Genomic DNA, 20,318 nt, shown 5'->3' on the forward strand with positions numbered 1-20,318 from the left:
TACGGCTTTTTTTGTTTTGCCGTACTTTCGCAAAAAATATTAAAGGAGACAGATAAAATGAGGAAAAAGGTAATTATTGATTGTGATCCTGGTATTGATGATTCACTGGCCCTAATACTTGCTTTAAAAAGTCCAGAACTAGAGGTTTTAGGAATTACTACTGTGTCAGGGAATGTTCCAGCACTTCAGGGAGCTAAGAATGCTTTAAAGGTTCTGAAGTTATTAAATAGACTGGATGTACCAGTTTATGTAGGAGAAGAAGTTCCTCTTGTAAGAGAACTAGTTACTGCAGAAGATACTCACGGTGATGATGGACTAGGAGCAACCTTTATGTCAGAGGTTTCAGAAGCTATCATAAAAAATGGAGCTGTAGATTTTATTTTAAGTACCATAGAAAAGGAAGAATCTATAAGTATAATAGCTTTAGGCCCTCTTACCAATATTGCCAGAGCTATGGAGAAAGATTTACAGACTTTTAGTAAGGCTCAGGAAATAGTTTCTATGGGCGGAACTTTCAAGAGTCATGGCAACTGTTCCCCAGTGGCTGAATTTAATTACTGGGTTGATCCACATGCAGTAAAATATGTCTTTGACCACTTAACTATACCTATGGCTATGGTAGGCTTAGATGTTACAAGAGAGATAGTGTTAACTCCAAACTATATAGAACTTTTAAGACAGATGAATACTGAACTTTCAAGGTTTATTGTAGATATTACTAGATTTTACGTGGACTTTCACTGGAAACAGGAGAGAACACTTGGATGTGTCATAAATGATCCTTTAGCTGTAGCTTACTTTATGGATAGAACATTATGTAGTGGATTTGATTCCTATGTGGATGTAGTTACAGAAGGAATTGCTATAGGTCAGACAGTGGTAGATTGTGGCAACTTTTATAAACATAAATCTAATTGTTTTGTATTAGACAAAGTCCAAAGCCATAAATTTATGGAGATTTTTCTGAACAGATTATTTCCTGAATTTACAGAGGATATAGCTTTAGTATTGAAGGATAACAAATATAGTTATTAAGGAGGAGAGAATATGAAAAAAATATCACCTTTTCACATTGTAATCATTGCACTATGTGCAAATATAAATATAGCAGGTTCCTTTATTGCACTTAACTTAAAACTTCCTGTTTATCTTGATACCATAGGAACTATTTTAGCCTCTTTTTTAATGGGAACAACTTATGGAGTTATGGTAGGAATCATAAGTAGCTTAGTGGCAACTATTGCTTTTGACCCCGTTTCATTTTTTTTCACCCCAGTTCAAATAGTTATAGCAATAGTATCAGGAGTACTATATAGCAAAAATATATTGAAAGGAATCTGGATTCCTGTAGGGATATTAGCAATTACTGTTTCAGGGTCATTAGTTGCTTCAATAATAGCAGCTTTTGCATTTGGAGGAATCACTTCCTCTGGATCTTCCTACGTAGTTGCAATACTTAGAAGTAGCGGAGTAAATCTTTTTAAAAGTGTTTTCACAGTTCAAATTTTTACAGATATTTTAGATAAGAGTATAGCTGTAGCTGCTGCTCTTCTTTCTCTTAAATGGATGCCTAAACAGATTATATTAAGATTAAAAAGAACTAATAATCCAAGTGAAATAGGTAGAAGTGCTTTCTAACATAGATTGTTTATCTAAAAGAAAAATCCTTAAGAGGGTATCCTCTGGGGATTTTTTTATTTGTATAGAGAGAATATTAACTCTTTACCCATTAACTTAAACTAATAACACTGTCATTAAGGAACTCTATTTTTGTAATTATTTTAAGTAAATAGAATAGATATAGAGTATGAATATTACTACAAAGGGGAGTTGTGGTATGTTTAACGGCAGTGAAAAGGTTCCAAAAACTCTAGCAGTAAAGATAGACAAGCTAAAAACTAATATAAGCTACAAGAATAATGTTAAGGAGTTACTAAATTATATAGCTGGCAGTGATATTTACAATGCTAGTTTTGTGGAGGGTTTTAACTTATACTTTGGAGATAGCTATGCTTCAGAAAATCTTATACTGTATTTTACAGTGGACAAAAGCAGGGTAGTAATAAGTGATGAAAATATTAGTGGAGATAGCTGTAAAATGTTTTTTCAGTTTACTGACTATGCAAAAGAGTTAAGGTATGACTTACATTGGGATGGAGGAATAACGGCATCATTGACAAGCAGCAAGGAAATAAAAGTACTAAAAAAAGCTTTAGAAGAGATGGCCAATAATAAAAGTTTAATATATAAATATAATGTAAAGAAACTAACTACCAGACAGGAGAGAATAAATTTAAAAATTGAAGAGATTTTATCTAGAAAAATAAATCTATCATAAAGTTAATTTTTTAGTAGATTTATAACATCATAATTAGTTAAGTTACTAATTATGATGTTTTTTTATATAATAAGGAAATTAAAAATATAATGAGATTTAGGGAAAAATAACATGATTTGGTAACAAATAAGGTAAATTACAAAATTTTGAAAAAGTTATAAATATGTACTATAATATATATAAGATAATAGCACAAATATATCTATTTAGTAATATTAATACTTACGAAGGATATAGAGAGTGAGGGAGAGCGTATTGAATAGTTTAAATATAGAAACACTTAAATCTAAGGGAATTTTTTTTAATGGGATAGACAAAGACAAGCTGTCTAGCGAACCGGAAATTAACTACTCTAAGCTCAGTGGTGACAATGATGAGGGAAAAAGAAAAAAATTGCAGGAAATGAAGAATGAAATTGAACTTAAGATTAAAAATATTTTGAGTAACTCTGAGGAAAGTATAAAAAGCACCGTTCCCATCATAAATAATGTTAACAAGCAGCTGATGCAGGATAACTTACTTCTAAAAATAAAAATAGAAAGTATGAAGCAGGTATCTAAAAACATATTGAACCATTGTAATGATTTAAAGGCAAGAACTTTGGAGTCAGATAGCCAGGAGCTAAAGGAAGTACTAGATTCTATAGTTGAAAAATTTAAAAATGAACTTCAAAAGGTAAAGGAGGAGTAATTGAAAGAATATGTTAGTAGATATATTTAAAGATATTCAAAGTTTAAAAAAAGATTATGAGAAGAATGGCAGTAATACTGGAAATAGGTTAAGTAGTGGACACTTATCTAAACTTGAGGATTCTGCGGAATTTGAAAGTAGTTTAAACAGTATATATAGTTTACTGCAATCCATGGAAGTTATTAATAATGATGTTGTAAATAACAAAAACTTGCTGAAGAATGTTTTAGATAAAGACCATGAGGAGAAAAAGAGATGTATAGAAAGGATAAAAAGTATAATTAATGCTTATGTAAACATTTATGACTTTATAGATGGCATAAGACAAGCTATTCAAAAGTCAAGTTTTAATAACGATATGACTTTAATCAATACAGTTAATTCATTACTTAGATTTTTAGAAAAAGAGTACTTAGAGGTAGGTCTTACGGTATATGCTCCAAATGTTGATATAGATAAATTTGATAAAAGCAAGCATGAAATTGCAGGGACAGAAAGAAATATAACTTTATCTAATGATACTATAACTCAAGTTTTAAAGAAGGGATTTTATTATAATGATAGAAACATAAGGTTTATAAGAACTGCTAGAGTAATAACAGTACTGAACTAGCAGAATAAGTTAATGGGTGGTTTGTTATGGGGGAATTAATACAGTATTATAAACAAGGAATGAAGTACTTTGTTGAAGGAAGCTTAGATAAAGCTTTTAGTTATCTAACTTTAGTAGCTTCTGCGGGGATAGAAGAGGAGAAACTTAATAATGCTATCGCATTAATGCTTATATATAAAGGGAACTTCGAAGAAGCATATAAGATTTTTGCTCTTAATAATAAAAACTATAGAGACGGAATTAGTGAAAGATATTTATCAAGTATTGAGCAAATTAATAATTGTATAGAGAAACACAATTTAGCAGTAAGCTTAATTAAGCAGGATAAATATGAAGAGGCTTTATTTCACCTGCTTTCTTTAAGAACATTGGGCTTTAGAACTCTAAACGATGACATTTTGACATGTTCTATATATGCTATAAAAAGGGATTATGTGAAGTGTAAAGAAATACTGGAAGAAATGCACCTAATAAACAAAGAAGAAGTTTTTTACTATGAAATGAAGGATTATATAGATAAGAAAAAATATTCAAAGTTTAAGCTATACGCTGCTTCCGTTGCTGCAGTAGCAATTATTTTTTCATCTATTGCCATATCGGGATTTAATAAAAAATCCAATAATACTGAAAAGGAAGCTATTTCTAAACCAACTGTCAGCGTAAAGAAAACAAATGCAGAAACAGATTATAAAATACTGGCTAATCTAAGTAATGATATGATGAAAGAAAATCTATATGATTTTTGGGCGAAGGATAAAGAACTGGATTCATCTAAGTTAGATGAAAATAGCAGAAGCTTATATAATCAGTTGAAAAACACATTTAAAGATAAGGCAGAATCATATTTTTATAACAATGGACTAGAACTTTATAGAAGTGAAAATTATAAAAAAGCCTTTGAGTATATGTCTATTGCTTATGAAAACAAGAAGGGCAGCTATTTAGATGAACATATTATTTTTTATTTGGCTAAATCAGCCAAAGCCAGTGGAAAGGGAGGATCAGAATACTATAGGGAATACATAAATAAGTATCCAAAAGGCTGTTATATACAAGAATCCCTTTATGATTTAGCAATCATTGATTACAAGAGCAACAATATAAAAGAAGCTAAGAAGTATGCTTCTATTATAGTGGAACAATATTCTGATACTATGTATAATAATGATAAAATAAGAAGTATAATAGAGTAATGAATAATAGTATCTTAAAAGCTGAAGGCAGAAGCTCCTTCAGCTTTTAAAAATTAATTTAGTAATCTTTAGGTGCATAGTTGAGATAGTTTGGATTTACTGTAGTTTTTTTATTAACAATTGTATATAATTATTAATAAGCTATTAAATTTCCGTATTAGTTTATATTTTTATAGATGGTTGAAAAATATTAAAAAATAAACTGATATTTTACTAAGGAGGAAACTATGCTAAAAATCTGGGGAAGAATAGTTAAAAATGATAAAATAATTAAAGATGAAGTAGTTACGTCTAATCTTGAAGGAAGCTACCAAGATAATCTAAAGGCTTGCATTACTGAAATGTGTTATAAACTTGACATTTCAAAACCTTACTGGCTCCCTATCAATTTAGAAGAATATAATAATAGAAGTAAAACTAGTTTTACTGAGCATAATTTTATTGAGGAGATAGACTTTGATAAATTTATAATAGAAGAGTTAGATGTAAAAAAGTAGTTCTATACTTTAGCTAGAAAAGATGATCAGTAATATTTGCTGATCATTATTATTTAGGTTGTATTTAAAACTTAAAATACATTAGCCTTAATTTGGGTATAAACTAATAAAAGGGGATGATTTAAGTGAAACTAATTATAGCTATTGTCCAGCGAAAGGATGCAAATCCTTTGATAGACTCCTTGACAGAAGGTGGATTCAAGGTAACAAAGATAGCATCCACGGGAGGATTCCTTAAGTCCGGAAACACTACTCTTCTAGTAGGAGTAGAACAGCAGGAGGTTGATAACGTTATCTCTAGGATAAAAGAAAAATGCAAAGGCGAAACTAAGTCTGTAGAGACAGAGGATTCTTTGGCCAAGTCAATAAAGACATATGATTCTTACTCTGATAAGAAAGAGGTCAAGGTTGGTGGAGCAACTGTATTTGTCATTGATGTAGATAAGTTCAAGAAAGTATAGTTGATATAGGTAAATAAAAATCTATAAAATTATTATAAAATATAAGAAATAAAAAGATATTAGGTGATATACTGTGAAATTTAGATATAATGTACTAAATTAGCTAAATTAAGCCTTTGAAATATTATTAGTATAAGTTTAGTATAAGTATATAATGACATGTAGCTTTCAAAACTACATGGTATCGTAACAATATAAGATATTGGAGGTAATGATTCTATGTTTCACAATTTCAGAGAACCTGTTAGTGGTCTAACTCATTTATTTGGTGCTTTTGCATCTGTTATAGGTCTAATTGTTCTAGTGGTTTATTCGGTTATACAGCAAAGTACTTGGCATATTGTTACCTTTTCGGTTTTTGGAATAAGTTTAATATTGCTTTATACTGCTAGTTCAGTATATCATTTAGTTTCCATATCCGAAAAGGCAATTGCAATACTTAGAAGGATAGATCATTCTATGATATACGTTTTAATTGCAGGAAGCTATACTCCTATTTGTCTGATTGCACTTAGAGGTGCTTGGGGATGGAGTATTTTTGGAACAATATGGGGATTAACTATTGTGGGAATACTAGTAAAAAATTTTTGGTTTAATGCTCCTAGATGGATTTCAACAGCTTTTTATATTGGTATGGGATGGCTTGTTATTATTGCTATATATCCTTTAGGAAAGGTGCTTCCAGGGGCTGGAATGGCTTGGCTTTTCGCTGGAGGAATTTCTTATACTATTGGCGGAGTGATTTATGCTACTAAAAGACCTAGAATTAATTTTAAGCATTTTGGATTCCACGAAATTTTTCACATCTTCGTATTATTAGGAAGCTTTTGTCATTACTGGCTTATGTTTAAATACATGTTATATATTTAATAATAAGAAAGTCTCTAGTTTTAATAAGTTGAAACTAGAGACTTTTTTTATTTTTAGCTACATTATTGTTTTAAAAAATGTATGGTTTTTTTGATTTTTAGTAAACTAATGACATATAGAGGGGAGGTTGTGACAATTCATGAAAAATATACTTAAAATATATAGAAGAGACTTTAAAAATATAATAACAAACTGGGTTGCCCTAGTAGTTGTAATTGCTTTAATGATATTACCGGCACTCTATGCTTGGTTTAATATAAAGTCTGCCTGGGACCCTTATGGAAATACTGCTGGTATTTTAGTTGCTGTAGTCAATAAAGATAAGGGAGCACAGTTTAGTGGTCAAAAGCTAGATGTAGGAAAACAGGTACTAGAAAAGCTAAAAACCAATACTAGTATAGGTTGGAGATTTGTAGACGAGAAAACTGCAGAGGAAGGTGTTAAATATGGAAAATACTATGCTAGTATTACAATACCTGAAAACTTTTCAAAGAGGCTGTTAACAGTTGTAGAAAGTGAACCACAAAAGGCAGATTTAATCTATAAAGTAAATGAAAAAAGAAATGCAGTAGCTCCAAAGATTACTCAAAAAGGTGCAACAAGTCTTCAAGAACAACTAAATAGTACTTTTGTTAAAACAGTAAATGGCATAATATTTGATATTTTTAATAGATTAGGTATCGAACTAGAGGAGGGCAAACCTGTACTGCAAAGTTTTATAAATATAATTTTCGAAATTGATAATAGAATACCCCAGATAAATAAAGCTGTAGATGATCTATATAATGGAGTAGTAACTTTACAGGGATTTGTAAGAAGAGTTCAATCAGATTTGCCAATAGTTGAAGATACGATAGATAAGGCATCTAATGTAGTGAATACAGGTGAAAGCTTTTTGGTTAAAGTTAGAGATAGTCTAAAGAATGCAGCCCCATTAATCAAAGAAAATTTAGTTACCCTAGATAATGCTTCACATATAGCAGAGGATGAGATAAATGATGCAGCAGATTTAGCAGCTTCAAATCCAAGCAGAGCAAAAGAGCTGTTATCAGTGGTGAGAGATAGATATAATAGAATAATAAAGGATACTAATGTTCTTTTGGATTTTCTTAAGTCCCTTGGAAATGCTTCAGACAATAAAGTTATAAAAGGTTCTATAAATTCATTAACAAACTTGAGAGATAGAATACAAGGTCATGTAAATAATATAAATTTTTTAATTAGTTCTATTGATAGAGGAGAGCAGGTGACAGCAGATATTTTAAGTACCCTTAAAAAGGATTCTGCAGCAATAACCAAGTTTTTAGATAGTGAAGTTAGCAATTTTGATACTGTAACAGCACCGGCAGTAAATAGTGCAATGGAGAACTCTATTACAGTAGCAGATAATACTTTGAAGTTACTGGCAGATGCTAAAAATGATTTGCCTGTTGTAAGTGAATTGTTGAAAAAAGTCAATACAGGGACAGAATTGGGATTACAGGATATCACTGAATTGAAAGGAAGACTTCCAGCTACTATGGATGCTATACATACCACAGCAGAAAGGTTAAGAGCCTTAAATGATGATGATAAATTAAATGAGATTATAAGAATATTGAGATTGGATGCTCGAAAGGAAAGTGAATTTATTGCTAGTCCTATAAATTTAATACAGGACAGGATGTTTCCTATTCCTAATTACGGTTCTGCTATGTCACCATTTTTCACTTCCTTATCACTATGGGTTGGGTGTCTCATACTAGTTTCCATACTTTCTGTTGAAGTACCTGATCTAGAGGAAGGCAAAAGATTAAAACCACAGGAAATATATTTGGGAAGATATTTGACTTTTTTAACCATAGCTATCTTCCAAGCGCTAGTTGTAACTATAGGAGATATATACTTGCTTAAAACCTATGTTGCAAATCCGACAATTTTTATAATATATGCTGTATATATAAGTATAGTATTTAGCATGATTGTTTACACTTTGGTATCTGTATTTGGCAATGTAGGGAAGGCTTTAGCAATGATATTATTAGTACTTCAAATATCTTCCTCTGGTGGAACGTTTCCTATAGAGGTTACACCAGCATTCTTTCAACATTTAAATCCCTTTATTCCCTTCACATATGCAGTAGGTGGAATGAGAGAAGCTGTTGGTGGAGTTCTTTGGGATTTGTTAGGTTATAATGCAGCTATTCTAGGAGTTTACTTTTTTATTTTTATTATTATAGGAATAGCTTGGAAAGAGTTATTAAGTGGAATAATTACAAAATTTATAGAGAAATTTAAAGAGAGTGGCTTAGTGGGAGAATAATATAATAAGATAAAAAAATATAACTAGTATTAAATATACTAGTTATATTTTTTCAAATTCATCTCTTTTAACAAGAAAATCTGCAAATAGATATATTATTATATAAATAGGAAATGAATAAATGGATTTCCAATTATCTGCACAATATATTTTTAAGTACCGAAAAAAAGGTTCAAAAACAAAAGTAGAAAGGCTAGAGAAAATAAGTGCTTTTATAAATGGACTTATTTTGGCCTTATATTGCAGTAAAAACATTATAAAAACAGGAAAAAGAGAAAAATCCCAAGGAATATATCCAGGAATGATAGGAACTACCTTCCAATTATAGTGCCATGCTCCAAGTATAACTCCAATAAAGTCTAGATAAGAGGTGATAAGCATAATTATAACTCCTACTAGTAATAATCTATAAGTGCTTTCCTTTCTTTTGAATTTTATCCATAAAAGCCATGGAGTAATAGTTAAAATTACTAGTAACCACCACCGCCATTTAAATAGCATTTCTGCCTTCCAAAGATAAGCCATTTTACTATTTGCATCTATAATTAAATTATAGATTTCACAAACTTTTTCTTCCATTATTTTACCTCTTAAATTAAAATATATGATTATTATTCCCGGAATTATCAGTAAATATATAATTGTTAAAATATAATAAGGACTTAAAGTTTACACAGAGTTAGGCATATTGTACAATGGAAGTATATGGGTACAACTTATATTAAAATATTTTTAAGGGGTGAAAATTTTGTTTAAGTGTTTTAAAAACAAAAAGTGGACAGCTGCGTTGATCACAGTGTTTATGCTCTTTTCCCTTTTAACACCTGGCGCTTTTACAGAAGTTAAAGCCGAGGAGCTAGTTAAGGTATTTGACTTAATAGAAATTACAGACTTTCATGGGGCATTGGAAGATTCAAGCACACCAGCACTTCCAGCAGGAGCAGTTCTTGCAAATAACATTAAAGATATAAAAAACTCAAATCCAGATAGAACTTTGATTATGGGTGGGGGAGATCTTTATCAAGGAACACCTATGTCCAATGTATTATTTGGAGTTCCAGTTCAAAAGTTAATGAGCAGCATAGGAATGGAAGTAACCACACTTGGTAATCATGAATTTGACTGGGGACTGGACAAGATTATAAATACTACAATGAAGGATGCTAAATATTCAATAATTTGTGCAAACCTTTATGATAAGAATAAAGGAAAAAGGGTCTTTGAGCCTTATAAAATAATAACAAAAGATGGGGTTAAAATAGCTGTTATTGGAGCTATATCTACAGAAACTCCAGGAATAGTTTTACCTGCAAATGTGCAAAATTATAAATTTACTGACCCAACAACAGAACTAAATGCTGTAGCAAAGGAAATTAAAAATAGTAAAAAAGCAGATGTAGTCTTAGCTTTACTACATGAAGGAAGTAATGCAGATAGCAAGACAGGCCCAGTATTTGATATAGCAGATAAGTTATCTAATGTAGACGCAGTGTTAGGCGGACATTCACATACTGTTGTACAAGCTAAAAGCAAAAATGGAATACCTGTTGTAATAGGAAAAGCACAGGGAAAAGGATTTATAGATTTAAAGATGACTATAGATGAAACAGGAAAAATATCCTTTAATAATGTAGAGCAAAGCTACATAGCTATTGATAATAATAATTTAAATGGATATAAAGCAGCAAAGCCAGTTATAGAATCAGGAGTAGCGGCTATTGTAGAAGAAGCTAAGAAAGCTGTTGGACCTACCTTTAATGAAGTAATAGGACATACAAATATGGATTTAACTAGAAAGCAAAGTAGTACTCCTTTTGGAGAATCCTATCTTGGAAATTGGACAACGGATATTATTAGAAAAGCGGGAAAGGCAGACGTAGCTTTTCAAAACAATGGAGGTATAAGAGTAGATGTGACTGCAGGAGATATTACTGTAGGTACAATATTTAGCCTAATACCTTTTGATAATGAAGTGGTTACTGTTAATATGAATAAGATCCAGCTGACTAAAGTGTTTGAACAAGCTGTAGCGGATAAAGGAAAGGGAATTCAGGTATCTGGACTAAAGGTTACCTATGATACTAGTAAGGCAGAGGGAAATAGGGTGATAAGCTTAACTAGAGAAGATGGAAAAGCTATTTCTGAAAGTGAAGTATTAAAAGTAGCAACTAATGATTTTCTAGCTTCTGGTGGAGACGGATTTCCGGCATTTACTGAATCGGAGGTTAAGGCCACTTTTAATAACCCACATATACTTGTAAGAGATGTGTTAATAGAAGATGTAAGGGCTAACAAGGGAATAGTTACTACTATGAATAATAGACTTGCTGTTGCTGCAGAATCAACTGTAGGTCAGACAGTTACAATAAAGGGAGAAGACAGATATGAAACTGCCGCTAAGATTTCACAGGCTGGATGGGAGAAGGAATCTAATACTGCAATAATAGTAAATGGAGGGACTTTCGCTGATGCACTTACAGCAGCACCACTAGCTAAACAAAATAATGCGCCAATACTTTTAACTCAGTCAAATAAGCTGCCAGAAACTACAAAGGCTGAATTAAGAAGATTGAAATCAAGATTTATTATTATAGTAGGCGGAGAAGGCGTAGTATCTAAGGAGATAGAGACAGAGCTTAATAAAGTAGCTTTAGAAAATGTAGGGGTATTAAAGATAATGCCTAAAGTAATGCGAATAGGAGGTTCAGATAGATTCGAAACTTCTGTAAATGTTGCTAAAGCTATTGAAAATTCTACTAGTGCTGTCATAGCAAATGGATACGAATATGCAGATTCCTTGTCAATATCATCAATAGCTGCAGCGAAGGGAATTCCTATACTTTTAACAGATAAAAATAAACTTCCTGAAAAGGTAAGTGCATATTTATCAGAAAAGAAACTAACAGATTCTTATATAGTTGGTTTAGAAGGATCTGTAGATAAAAATGTTGAAGCAGAGGTAAATAAGGTAGTTTCTAAAACTACTTTAAGATTAGGCGGCAGAGATAGGTATGAAACTAACATAAGTATATTAAAGTATTTTGAAAAGGACATGAGTTTTGATAAACTGTACTTAGCACTTGGAGACGGACCTAAGGGAGATGAATTTGCAGATGCTCTTTCTGGCGCGGCTTTAGCAGCAGAGGGTGATGCACCGATGATTTTAACAAATAATTCAGTTTCTAAGGAAACATTAAATTATATGAAAGATAAAGTTAAATCGAATACTGTTATTATATTGATTGGTGGACAGACTTCAATTCCTAAATCCTTTTAAGGTATCTTATAACTACATTACTAAGTTACTAGAGAAGAAATAAAGTTATTAGTTAACTGTTTTTAGATATATTAGTATATCTAAAAGCAGTTAATTTTTTTCTGAAATTTAGATAAATTATGGATATATTCATTATATTTGTAACAAATATTACAGACAGTAAAAATCTTTAATGTTATAATCATATTCGTACTATAAGTTATAGGTAACATTTAAAAAATTCAACAGTAAACAAGAAGTTTAATGAACAGGAGAGAGATTATGGGTAACAATTTTGGTAACTTACAAAAAATAATAGATGGGAAAAGAAAATTTGCAATAACACCATATATTCCAGGTGGGTTTATTCTTCCAGAAACTCTTGAAAAGATAGCAAGAGTTACAAAAAAGTATAATGGAGTACTAAAAATTACATCAGGACAGAGAATATTGATAACAAATTTAGAGGAAAGTGATCTGCCAGCTATTTGGGAAGAGTTAGGTATGGAACCAGCGGTAAAGACACAAAATTCAGTTAAGAATGTAGAAATGTGTCCTGCAGGTTTTTGCAAAAGATCAAAACATAATACCATTGGTATAGGAATGAAACTAGCTAAAAAATATCAGTGGATGGATATGCCTTGTAGGACAAAGATAGGTGTTGCAGGATGTAGAAATGCCTGCGGTAGTGTGTACAGTAAGGATATAGGGGTAATAGCAGATATTCCAGGAATGATGGTAATTGCAGGCGGATCGGCAGGGTATAATCCAAGACTAGCAGATATTATAGCAGCAGAACTAACGGAGGAACAGGCAATAAAGTTAGTAGATAGTATTTTTGATTACTATAAAGAAAATGCAGAAGCAGGGGAAAAATTAGGATTCTTTATAGATAGAATAGGAGTAGAAAAATTTAAAAACGATGTACTAAAGAGAGCTGAATTATCTTAAGCAGGAAAGGTTAACTGTATGGTAAGATAATAGGGAAGAAGAATGCATTGTTCAGAAAAACTTAAATCCAAAAGGACAGCTTATTAACTTATCTACAAGCAGTAAGCTGTCCTTAATTTATGCATATAAATATTAGGTTGTTTAAAGCCTTTTTTTACACTCTAGGTATAAAACTTTTACAAATTTTTTTATGTTAATTCGAGTATTAGATATAGAAGGCTTAGTTCCGTTTTTTAATTCCATCATTATTTTTCTAACCTCTGTAAAATCAAAAAATTTAGAGGCGTATTCTTCAAACTTAGGATTTGAATAATCTGTTAAACCTAGTGAAGCTAGATGGTTTAGAGCTTGAAATATTGATCTTCTTATCCGTTGTTCAGATGCTTTAATTTCTTTTTTTAAATCTGAGGAATCTGCTGAGGTTCCAAGCTTATTCAAGGCTATTGTAGTAAAAATGTCTTTTAAAGGAGGAAAGTCATGTTCAGAAGCTTTATCTTTTTCGTAGTTTACTAGATATTTTAGCATATCTAACAAATCTTTACTGCCACTTTCACCTATCATTCCTAGTTCCATTAGAAGAAACTGACCTGAACTGACTATGCTTTCATTATTAAGAATAGGGAATTTCTTTTCTTTAGATTTTCCAACTTCAAGAATACTTAGTGCTTTTTGAATATCTAATATAGATTTTTCTAAATGTATATGTTCTAATAATTTTCGGATAACACCTACTACTTCTAGACGATTAATTGGTTTTGTAATATAGTATTCCACTCCAAGAGAGTAGGCTTCTCCAATAATTCCTTTATCTTCTACCTGAGAAAGCATAATGATTTTTCCATTAAAAGAGTAATTTAAATTACGGACAGTTTCGATACCATCTCTAATGGGCATTAGTAAGTCAATAATTAGGATATCTACATTCTTTAATTCTAGTAAATGATGATCTATTACTGAACCGTTATCTGCTTCTCCTACAACTTCACCTAAATCATAATCTTCAATAATTTCAGCTAACATAGAGCGAATAGCCTCGTCATCATCGGCAATAAAAAAACGCATGGTATCATCCTTTCTTAATTAAACTATTAATTGGTATCTTTATAGTAAAAATTGTTTCATTTTTTTCAGTGATAGATTCAACTGTTAATGTGCCATTAAGATTTGCAACTAATTCTTTCACATAAGGCAGTCCCATGCCTGTTGATGGATTTCCAGATACGTCATACTTGGTAGTGTATCCTGGTTTGAAAATTAATTCCTTTTTCTTTTGGGGTATACCTACACCATTGTCCCATACTGTAAATTGAACTAAGTGGTCAGTTGTGTCAATGGAAATTTTAATTAAACCTGAATCCACAATAGATTCTACTGCATTAGAGACTAAATTATTGATAATAGATAAAACAGTGTAAATATGTAACGGAGGCAGCTGCCCTTGAATATTAGAAATAAATGTAATGTTTTTATTAAGTAACATAGCATAATTTTTATTTGTTTTAAGGATAATATTGTATATTTTTAATATATCCATATAATCACTAGAACTTTCTGCAGAAATTAATTTATTAAGACCTGCATAAATTCTTTGGTTGTCTTTTTTGATTTCATGAATTTCACCAGCCAATTGTAATATTTCTTTAGATATCTCTTCTACAACTAAAGGTGAGCTGCTCTTTTCTAGCTTTCTATATAAATTATAACATTTTCTTGTTATATCCTCTGAATCTCTGAGGGTTTTCTTCAATTGAATAGATTCTTCATATAAGTTAGAAATAAGAGACAGCATATGAATGTTACGTTCTTGGTGCTGTTTAGATTCTAACTTTGCTTCATGTAGTTTTAATACAGTAAAAAAGCTTAGAGCAAAAAAGCTTCGTATAATTGCTATAATAATAATCTTACTAAGCATAGGTATAGTGATCAAATTTCCTAAAACAAAGTGTCTAACAGATAACTCAACTATAGCAGAGGTTATTTCAATAAATATAGACATAAAACCAATAATTAAAGGTTTACTATGAAAGTTATTCACTCTTACAAGGTAAAAGAGACTAGAGTATGTAGCATAATAAAAAGCTGAAGAAAAGTGAATAATGAAATCATATTCAAATTGAAATCCTTTGTTTACTATCCAATCTAAAGCTATACGGAAAGAGATAACAGAGATTCCAACAATGAATCCAGATAAAACTAGCCAATATCTCTTTCGAATCCACAGCAAAAAAAAGAAAAAGGCTGTAGTGCCAAAACTAACTCTGAAGGTATCATTAAAAGGGTAGAACTTTAATTCACCAGTTAAAGGTACAGTAATTATCATTAAAGCAAGAATGATTAAGTCTTCTTTCAATAGGTCAGCACTCCTTTGCATGTATTATGTAAAAAGTAATTGGGAAATATCCATAAATCAGAATAACAGAAAATTCAACAATATACTAGTGCTAAATATAATTAAATACTAATCTATAAGTTGAGTGCCGGGTATATCTACCAAGGCTAAATAAGAGAATTAGATATTTTATTTATTTCTGAATAATTTTAAGATTAAGTGAAAAGTTGGTTTTATTCTTTAAGTATTTAAAATAAAAAATGAGATTTAAGTCAATAGTCTATTAAATGCTAGTTTCCACAATGAATTATTCATTTTTTGAAAAATTTTTATAAGATTATTTGTAGTTTTTTGTTGGATTTCATAGTTTGGGTTATAAAATTTATTCATGATAACAGATCATAAATTTAATTGTATATAGAAAGTAAAAGGAAAGGTGGTACTATATGAAAAAGTTTAAGTTTGGTTTAGCAGCACAAATTGTTGTAGGACTTATATTAGGTATTACAGTCGGTGCTGTTTTTTATGGTAATCCAGCGGTAGAAACTTATTTAAAACCTTTTGGAGATATTTTTCTTCGCTTAATAAAGATGATAGTTGTACCAATCGTATTTTCATCATTAGTTGTAGGTATTGCAGGAGCAGGAGATATTAAGCAGGTTGGTAAATTAGGTGGGAAGACTATTTTATACTTTGAAATAGTAACTACCGTGGCTATCGTAGTAGGTTTATTAATAGGTAATCTATTCCATCCAGGAACAGGAATAGATATGAGTTCTCTTACAAAAACCAATATATCTACTTATGTAGATACAGCTGAACAAGTAGGACATCATAGCTTTGCGGATACCTTTATAAACATTGTTCCAACAAATATTTTTCAAGCATTAACTAAAGGGGACATGCTTGCTGTAATATTCTTTTCAGTTATCTTTGGATTAGGAGTTGCAGCAATTGGAGAAAAAGGAAAACCTGTTCTCCAATTCTGTCAGGGAACTGCAGATGCAATGTTCTGGGTAACAAACTTAATTATGAAAACTGCTCCAATCGGTGTATTTTCATTAATAGGAGTTACCGTTTCTAAATTTGGATTAAAGTCTTTAATTCCATTAGGAAAACTCGCCATAACTACCTATGGAGCAATGATTTTCTTTGTACTTGTTGTCCTTGGATTAGTAGGAAAGATTATTGGAACAAGTATAATAAGCATTATAAAAATACTAAAAGAAGAGCTTATTCTTGCTTATAGTACTTCAAGTTCAGAAACAGTTCTTCCTAAAATCATGGAGAAGATGGAGAAATTCGGATGTCCAAAATCTATTGCAACCTTTGTTGTGCCAACTGGATATTCCTTTAATCTAGATGGATCTACATTATATCAAGCAATTGCCGCTATATTTATAGCCCAAATGTATGGAATTCACTTGCCCATTTCAGAGCAAATTAAATTAGTGCTAGTACTTATGGTAACTTCAAAGGGAATAGCAGGAGTACCAGGGGTATCCTTCGTAGTATTACTGGCTACCTTAGGTTCTGTTGGAATTCCTTTAGAGGGGCTGGCATTTATTGCTGGAATAGACCGTATTTTAGATATGGCAAGAACTGCTGTTAACGTAGTTGGTAATTCCCTAGCTGTAGTTGTTATATCTAAGTGGGAAGGTCAGTATAATAAGATAAAGGGTCAGAAGTACTTAGAAACCTTTGAAAAGGCTGCTTAGATAAATATTATTTTATTAGCCAAACTCTATCATTGACTATAATTTAGTCAATGAATATTCAAATACATGTTATCCCTATATTTGATGACCTTGTTCGATTTAAAGAACAAGGTTATTTTTTAAAAAAGTTTTTGTTTTATAAGAGACTATGCTTTAAGACAAATTGATAGTCAAATAAGTGAAATAAAGTGAAAACTTAACTTTTATAAATAATAAAGGGTTTATCTTTAATTTGTCGAATATACTAAACAAGTAGCATTGTTTAATATAGGAGGAATTATTCATGGGTTTATTTGATGGTTTAATGGGAAATGCTTCAGAGGTAAAAATTGAAGAAGTACAAAGAGAGTTTGAAAATGTGTTAGCACCTTCAGAGAATGTAGAAAAAGCATATAGATTGATTCGTGATATGTTTATTTTTACTAACAAAAGATTGATTTTAGTTGATAAACAAGGTGTTACTGGAAAAAAGGTTGAATACCATTCAATTCCTTATAAAAGTATTATTCATTTTAGTATTGAAACTGCAGGTAACTTTGATTTAGATGCAGAGCTTAAGATATGGGTATCAGGAAGTCAGCTTCCTATACAAAAGCAGTTTAACAAGAGTTTAAATATTTATGAAGTACAGAGTGTGCTTGCTGATTATGTGTTAAAGTAAATAATTTCTATGAAAAGCCGTTGTCAGCGGCTTTTTTTTATGATGAAATAAGTAAGGAAGAAAAATACTTCTTTGTAATAAATAAAAGATGGAATTTGTGGCAAAATAAAGGAAACATCAATATTATAAAGGGAGTGTGTTGCTCGTGAGTTTTAAAATTAATGATAAAGTAACATGGGTAGGTAAAATAGATTGGGAACTTAGAAAGTTTCATGGAGAGGAGTATTCTACTCACAAGGGTTCCTCTTATAATTCATATTTAATAAGAGACAAAAAAACAGTATTAATGGATACAGTATGGCTCCCCTTTGCTAAAGAGTTCATTATCAATCTGAAAAAGGAAATAAACCTAAAAGAAATAGACTACATAATTATGAACCATTCAGAGCCAGATCATAGTGGAGCTCTTCCAGAGCTTATGAAGGAGATACCAGATGTTCCTATATACTGTACTAAAAATGGTGCTAAATTGCTAAAAGGACATTACCATCAGGATTGGAATTTTGTTGAGGTGAAGACAGGGGATACCTTAGACATTGGAGACAGCAAGTTAACCTTTGTTGAGGCAAAAATGCTTCACTGGCCAGATACAATGTTCACATATATGTCAGAAGAAAATATACTGTTTAGTAACGATGCCTTTGGACAGCACTATGCATCGGAGTATATGTATAATGACCTAGCAGATACCTGCGAACTGTACCAGCAGGCAATAAAATACTATGCAAATATATTAACTCCTTTTAGTGTTTTTGTGGAAAAGAAAATTAATGAGGTACTGGCGTTGAATTTACCAGTAGATATGATATGCACCAGCCATGGTGTCATATGGAGAGATAATCCATTAAAAATAGTAAACAAATATTTAGAATGGGCAAAAAATTATCAAGAAAATCAGATTACTATTATATATGATAGTATGTGGAATGCCACAAGGAGAATGGCAGAACTAATTGGAGAAGGAATAAAGAAATCTGATAGTACTATAAATTTGAAGATATTTAATTCAGCAAAGACTGATAAAAATGATGTGATAACAGAGATTTTCAAATCAAAGGCTATACTTGTTGGATCATCTACAATAAATAAAGGCATTCTTTCATCAACTTCAGGAATATTAGAAATGATACGAGGTTTAGGTTTTAAAAATAAAAAAGCAGCAGCCTTTGGAAGCTATGGTTGGAGTGGAGAGAATATAAAGATGATTACTGAAGATTTGAAAAAGGCAGGCTTTGAGGTAGTTAACGATGGTATAAAGGAATTATGGTATCCTGGTGAGGAAGAAGAGGATAGATGTAAGAAATTCGGAGAGGATTTTGTTAAAGAATTATAGAATTAATATAAAAGTCCTTATAACCTAACTGTAAGGGCTTTTATATTGTCTAATTAGGGGGTACATTTTATGGCAAAGGTATATTTTAAAGAGATAGAGTCTTACTCGAAAACTGCTGAAATAAGCAAGGCAGCTGCAGAGCTTATAAGGGAACTTGTTGAAAGGGAAGGGATAAGTTTAGAGAAGTTTATACCTTTAAAGGTTCATTTTGGTGAAAAGGGAAACAAGACCTTCATAAAATCAGAAAACTTTAACGGAATAATAGAGTACTTAAAAGAAAAAGAAATAGAAAGTGCCTTTATCGAGACCAATGTATTATATATGGGAGAAAGGACAACTAAAGCAAAGCATATGAAACTAGCAGAGGAACATGGATTCACTCAGCTGCCTGTAATAATAGCAGATGGTGAAAATGGAGAAGCCTATGAAGCTGTAGAGATAAATAAAAAACATTTTGAAAAATGTAAGATAGGCAGGGAGATTGCAATACAGAGGCAGCTTATTGTTCTCAGTCATTTTAAAGGACACGGTCTTGCAGGGTTTGGTGGTGCTATAAAGCAGCTTGCTATGGGCTGTGCCTCTAGAGGAGGAAAGCTTGACCAACATGCTAATTCAAAACCTAAAGTTAATTATTTTAAGTGTAAAGCATGTAAAATCTGTGCCGCTAACTGTCCAGAAAATGCAATAATTATAGGAACAAAGGCAAAAATAGATAAAAACAAATGTGTAGGCTGTGCAGCCTGTCAGGCTAGATGTCCTTACGGTGCTATTTCAAATAGCTGGGTTCAATCTCTGTCAAAATCCTTCAATGAAAGGTTAGCAGAATATGCTTATGCCGCTGCAAAGGATAAAAGGAATGTATATATAACTTTTGCTTTTAATATCACGAGAGGCTGTGATTGTGAAGGACATAGTATGAAGCCAATAGCAAAGGATATAGGAGTATTTGCTTCAACAGACCCAGTGGCTATAGATAAAGCTTGCTTAGATGCTCTAGATAAGGCATCAGGTAAGACAGTATTTAAAAGAGGAAGAAACACTCTTGAGTATGCAGAAAAAATAGGACTAGGAAGTATGGAATATGAATTAGTTCAGATATAATATAT

The 20,318-nt window shown here is 31.3% G+C and carries 19 protein-coding genes; 16 read left to right on the forward strand and 3 right to left on the reverse strand.

Translation table 11 applies throughout. From position 1 onward, the window contains the following. Positions 1 to 57 precede the first annotated feature (57 nt). From N4T77_RS14495 to N4T77_RS14540, 10 genes are all read left to right on the forward strand, one after another. Positions 58 to 1,035: a nucleoside hydrolase gene (locus tag N4T77_RS14495; protein ID WP_261672541.1), complete on the forward strand. Its 978-nt coding sequence runs from the start codon at positions 58 to 60 to the stop codon at positions 1,033 to 1,035. Between the two features lie 12 nt (positions 1,036 to 1,047). Next, on the forward strand, positions 1,048 to 1,638 hold the full coding sequence (locus N4T77_RS14500; RefSeq protein ID WP_261672542.1) for an ECF transporter S component: 591 nt from the start codon (positions 1,048 to 1,050) through the stop codon (positions 1,636 to 1,638). A gap of 199 nt (positions 1,639 to 1,837) precedes the next feature. Continuing rightward, positions 1,838 to 2,338 carry a hypothetical protein gene (locus tag N4T77_RS14505; protein WP_261672544.1) on the forward strand — a complete coding sequence of 167 codons (501 nt, stop codon included), beginning with the start codon at positions 1,838 to 1,840 and terminating at the stop codon, positions 2,336 to 2,338. 255 nt (positions 2,339 to 2,593) lie between these two features. Continuing rightward, positions 2,594 to 3,028, forward strand: a complete 435-nt coding sequence (locus tag N4T77_RS14510) for a hypothetical protein (protein ID WP_261672545.1) — start codon at positions 2,594 to 2,596, stop codon at positions 3,026 to 3,028. A gap of 10 nt (positions 3,029 to 3,038) precedes the next feature. Further along, a complete protein-coding gene (gene grpE, locus N4T77_RS14515; protein ID WP_261672546.1) occupies positions 3,039 to 3,641 on the forward strand; it encodes a nucleotide exchange factor GrpE in 603 nt (200 codons plus the stop codon). Positions 3,642 to 3,667: 26 nt separating this feature from the next. After that, the gene (locus tag N4T77_RS14520) at positions 3,668 to 4,834 is read left to right on the forward strand and encodes a tol-pal system YbgF family protein (protein WP_261672547.1); all 1,167 of its coding nucleotides are present in this window, start codon (positions 3,668 to 3,670) and stop codon (positions 4,832 to 4,834) included. A 227-nt stretch (positions 4,835 to 5,061) separates the two neighbouring features. After that, positions 5,062 to 5,331: a hypothetical protein gene (locus N4T77_RS14525; RefSeq protein ID WP_261672548.1), complete on the forward strand. Its 270-nt coding sequence runs from the start codon at positions 5,062 to 5,064 to the stop codon at positions 5,329 to 5,331. A 125-nt stretch (positions 5,332 to 5,456) separates the two neighbouring features. After that, on the forward strand, positions 5,457 to 5,792 hold the full coding sequence (locus N4T77_RS14530) for a cyclic-di-AMP receptor (RefSeq protein WP_261672549.1): 336 nt from the start codon (positions 5,457 to 5,459) through the stop codon (positions 5,790 to 5,792). Positions 5,793 to 6,011: 219 nt separating this feature from the next. Further along, positions 6,012 to 6,662 carry a hemolysin III family protein gene (locus N4T77_RS14535; RefSeq protein ID WP_261672550.1) on the forward strand — a complete coding sequence of 217 codons (651 nt, stop codon included), beginning with the start codon at positions 6,012 to 6,014 and terminating at the stop codon, positions 6,660 to 6,662. Between the two features lie 139 nt (positions 6,663 to 6,801). After that, entirely contained in the window at positions 6,802 to 8,964 is a 2,163-nt protein-coding gene (locus N4T77_RS14540; RefSeq protein WP_261672552.1) for a YhgE/Pip domain-containing protein, read from the forward strand. A 42-nt stretch (positions 8,965 to 9,006) separates the two neighbouring features. Here N4T77_RS14540 and N4T77_RS14545 read toward each other — a convergent pair whose 3' ends face one another. Then, entirely contained in the window at positions 9,007 to 9,543 is a 537-nt protein-coding gene (locus N4T77_RS14545) for a CBO0543 family protein (RefSeq protein ID WP_261672553.1), read from the reverse strand. Between the two features lie 169 nt (positions 9,544 to 9,712). Between N4T77_RS14545 and N4T77_RS14550 the strand changes: the two genes are divergently transcribed. Then, positions 9,713 to 12,241, forward strand: a complete 2,529-nt coding sequence (locus N4T77_RS14550; RefSeq protein ID WP_261672554.1) for a cell wall-binding repeat-containing protein — start codon at positions 9,713 to 9,715, stop codon at positions 12,239 to 12,241. Positions 12,242 to 12,502: 261 nt separating this feature from the next. After that, entirely contained in the window at positions 12,503 to 13,171 is a 669-nt protein-coding gene (locus tag N4T77_RS14555; RefSeq protein WP_261672555.1) for an NAD(P)/FAD-dependent oxidoreductase, read from the forward strand. Between the two features lie 141 nt (positions 13,172 to 13,312). On the opposite strand, the gene N4T77_RS14560 is transcribed toward N4T77_RS14555, so the two are convergent. Next, positions 13,313 to 14,233, reverse strand: coding sequence for a response regulator (locus N4T77_RS14560; protein WP_261672556.1), 921 nt, complete (start codon positions 14,231 to 14,233; stop codon positions 13,313 to 13,315). 4 nt (positions 14,234 to 14,237) lie between these two features. After that, complete coding sequence (locus tag N4T77_RS14565) at positions 14,238 to 15,521, reverse strand: sensor histidine kinase (protein ID WP_261672557.1); 1,284 nt, start codon at positions 15,519 to 15,521, stop codon at positions 14,238 to 14,240. Positions 15,522 to 15,946: 425 nt separating this feature from the next. Between N4T77_RS14565 and N4T77_RS14570 the strand changes: the two genes are divergently transcribed. The 4 genes from N4T77_RS14570 (at position 15,947) to N4T77_RS14585 (ending at position 20,313) form a co-directional block, all read left to right on the forward strand. Then, on the forward strand, positions 15,947 to 17,218 hold the full coding sequence (locus tag N4T77_RS14570; RefSeq protein ID WP_261672558.1) for a cation:dicarboxylate symporter family transporter: 1,272 nt from the start codon (positions 15,947 to 15,949) through the stop codon (positions 17,216 to 17,218). 283 nt (positions 17,219 to 17,501) lie between these two features. Then, a complete protein-coding gene (locus N4T77_RS14575) occupies positions 17,502 to 17,879 on the forward strand; it encodes a PH domain-containing protein (RefSeq protein ID WP_261672559.1) in 378 nt (125 codons plus the stop codon). Between the two features lie 145 nt (positions 17,880 to 18,024). Further along, positions 18,025 to 19,212: an anaerobic nitric oxide reductase flavorubredoxin gene (locus tag N4T77_RS14580; protein ID WP_261672560.1), complete on the forward strand. Its 1,188-nt coding sequence runs from the start codon at positions 18,025 to 18,027 to the stop codon at positions 19,210 to 19,212. 69 nt (positions 19,213 to 19,281) lie between these two features. Next, entirely contained in the window at positions 19,282 to 20,313 is a 1,032-nt protein-coding gene (locus N4T77_RS14585; protein ID WP_261672562.1) for a DUF362 domain-containing protein, read from the forward strand. Positions 20,314 to 20,318 lie beyond the last annotated feature (5 nt).

It is taken from the genome of Clostridium sp. CX1 (assembly GCF_025398335.1).
In the GTDB taxonomy this organism is placed as follows: Bacteria; Bacillota; Clostridia; order Clostridiales; family Clostridiaceae; genus Clostridium_AM; species Clostridium_AM tanneri.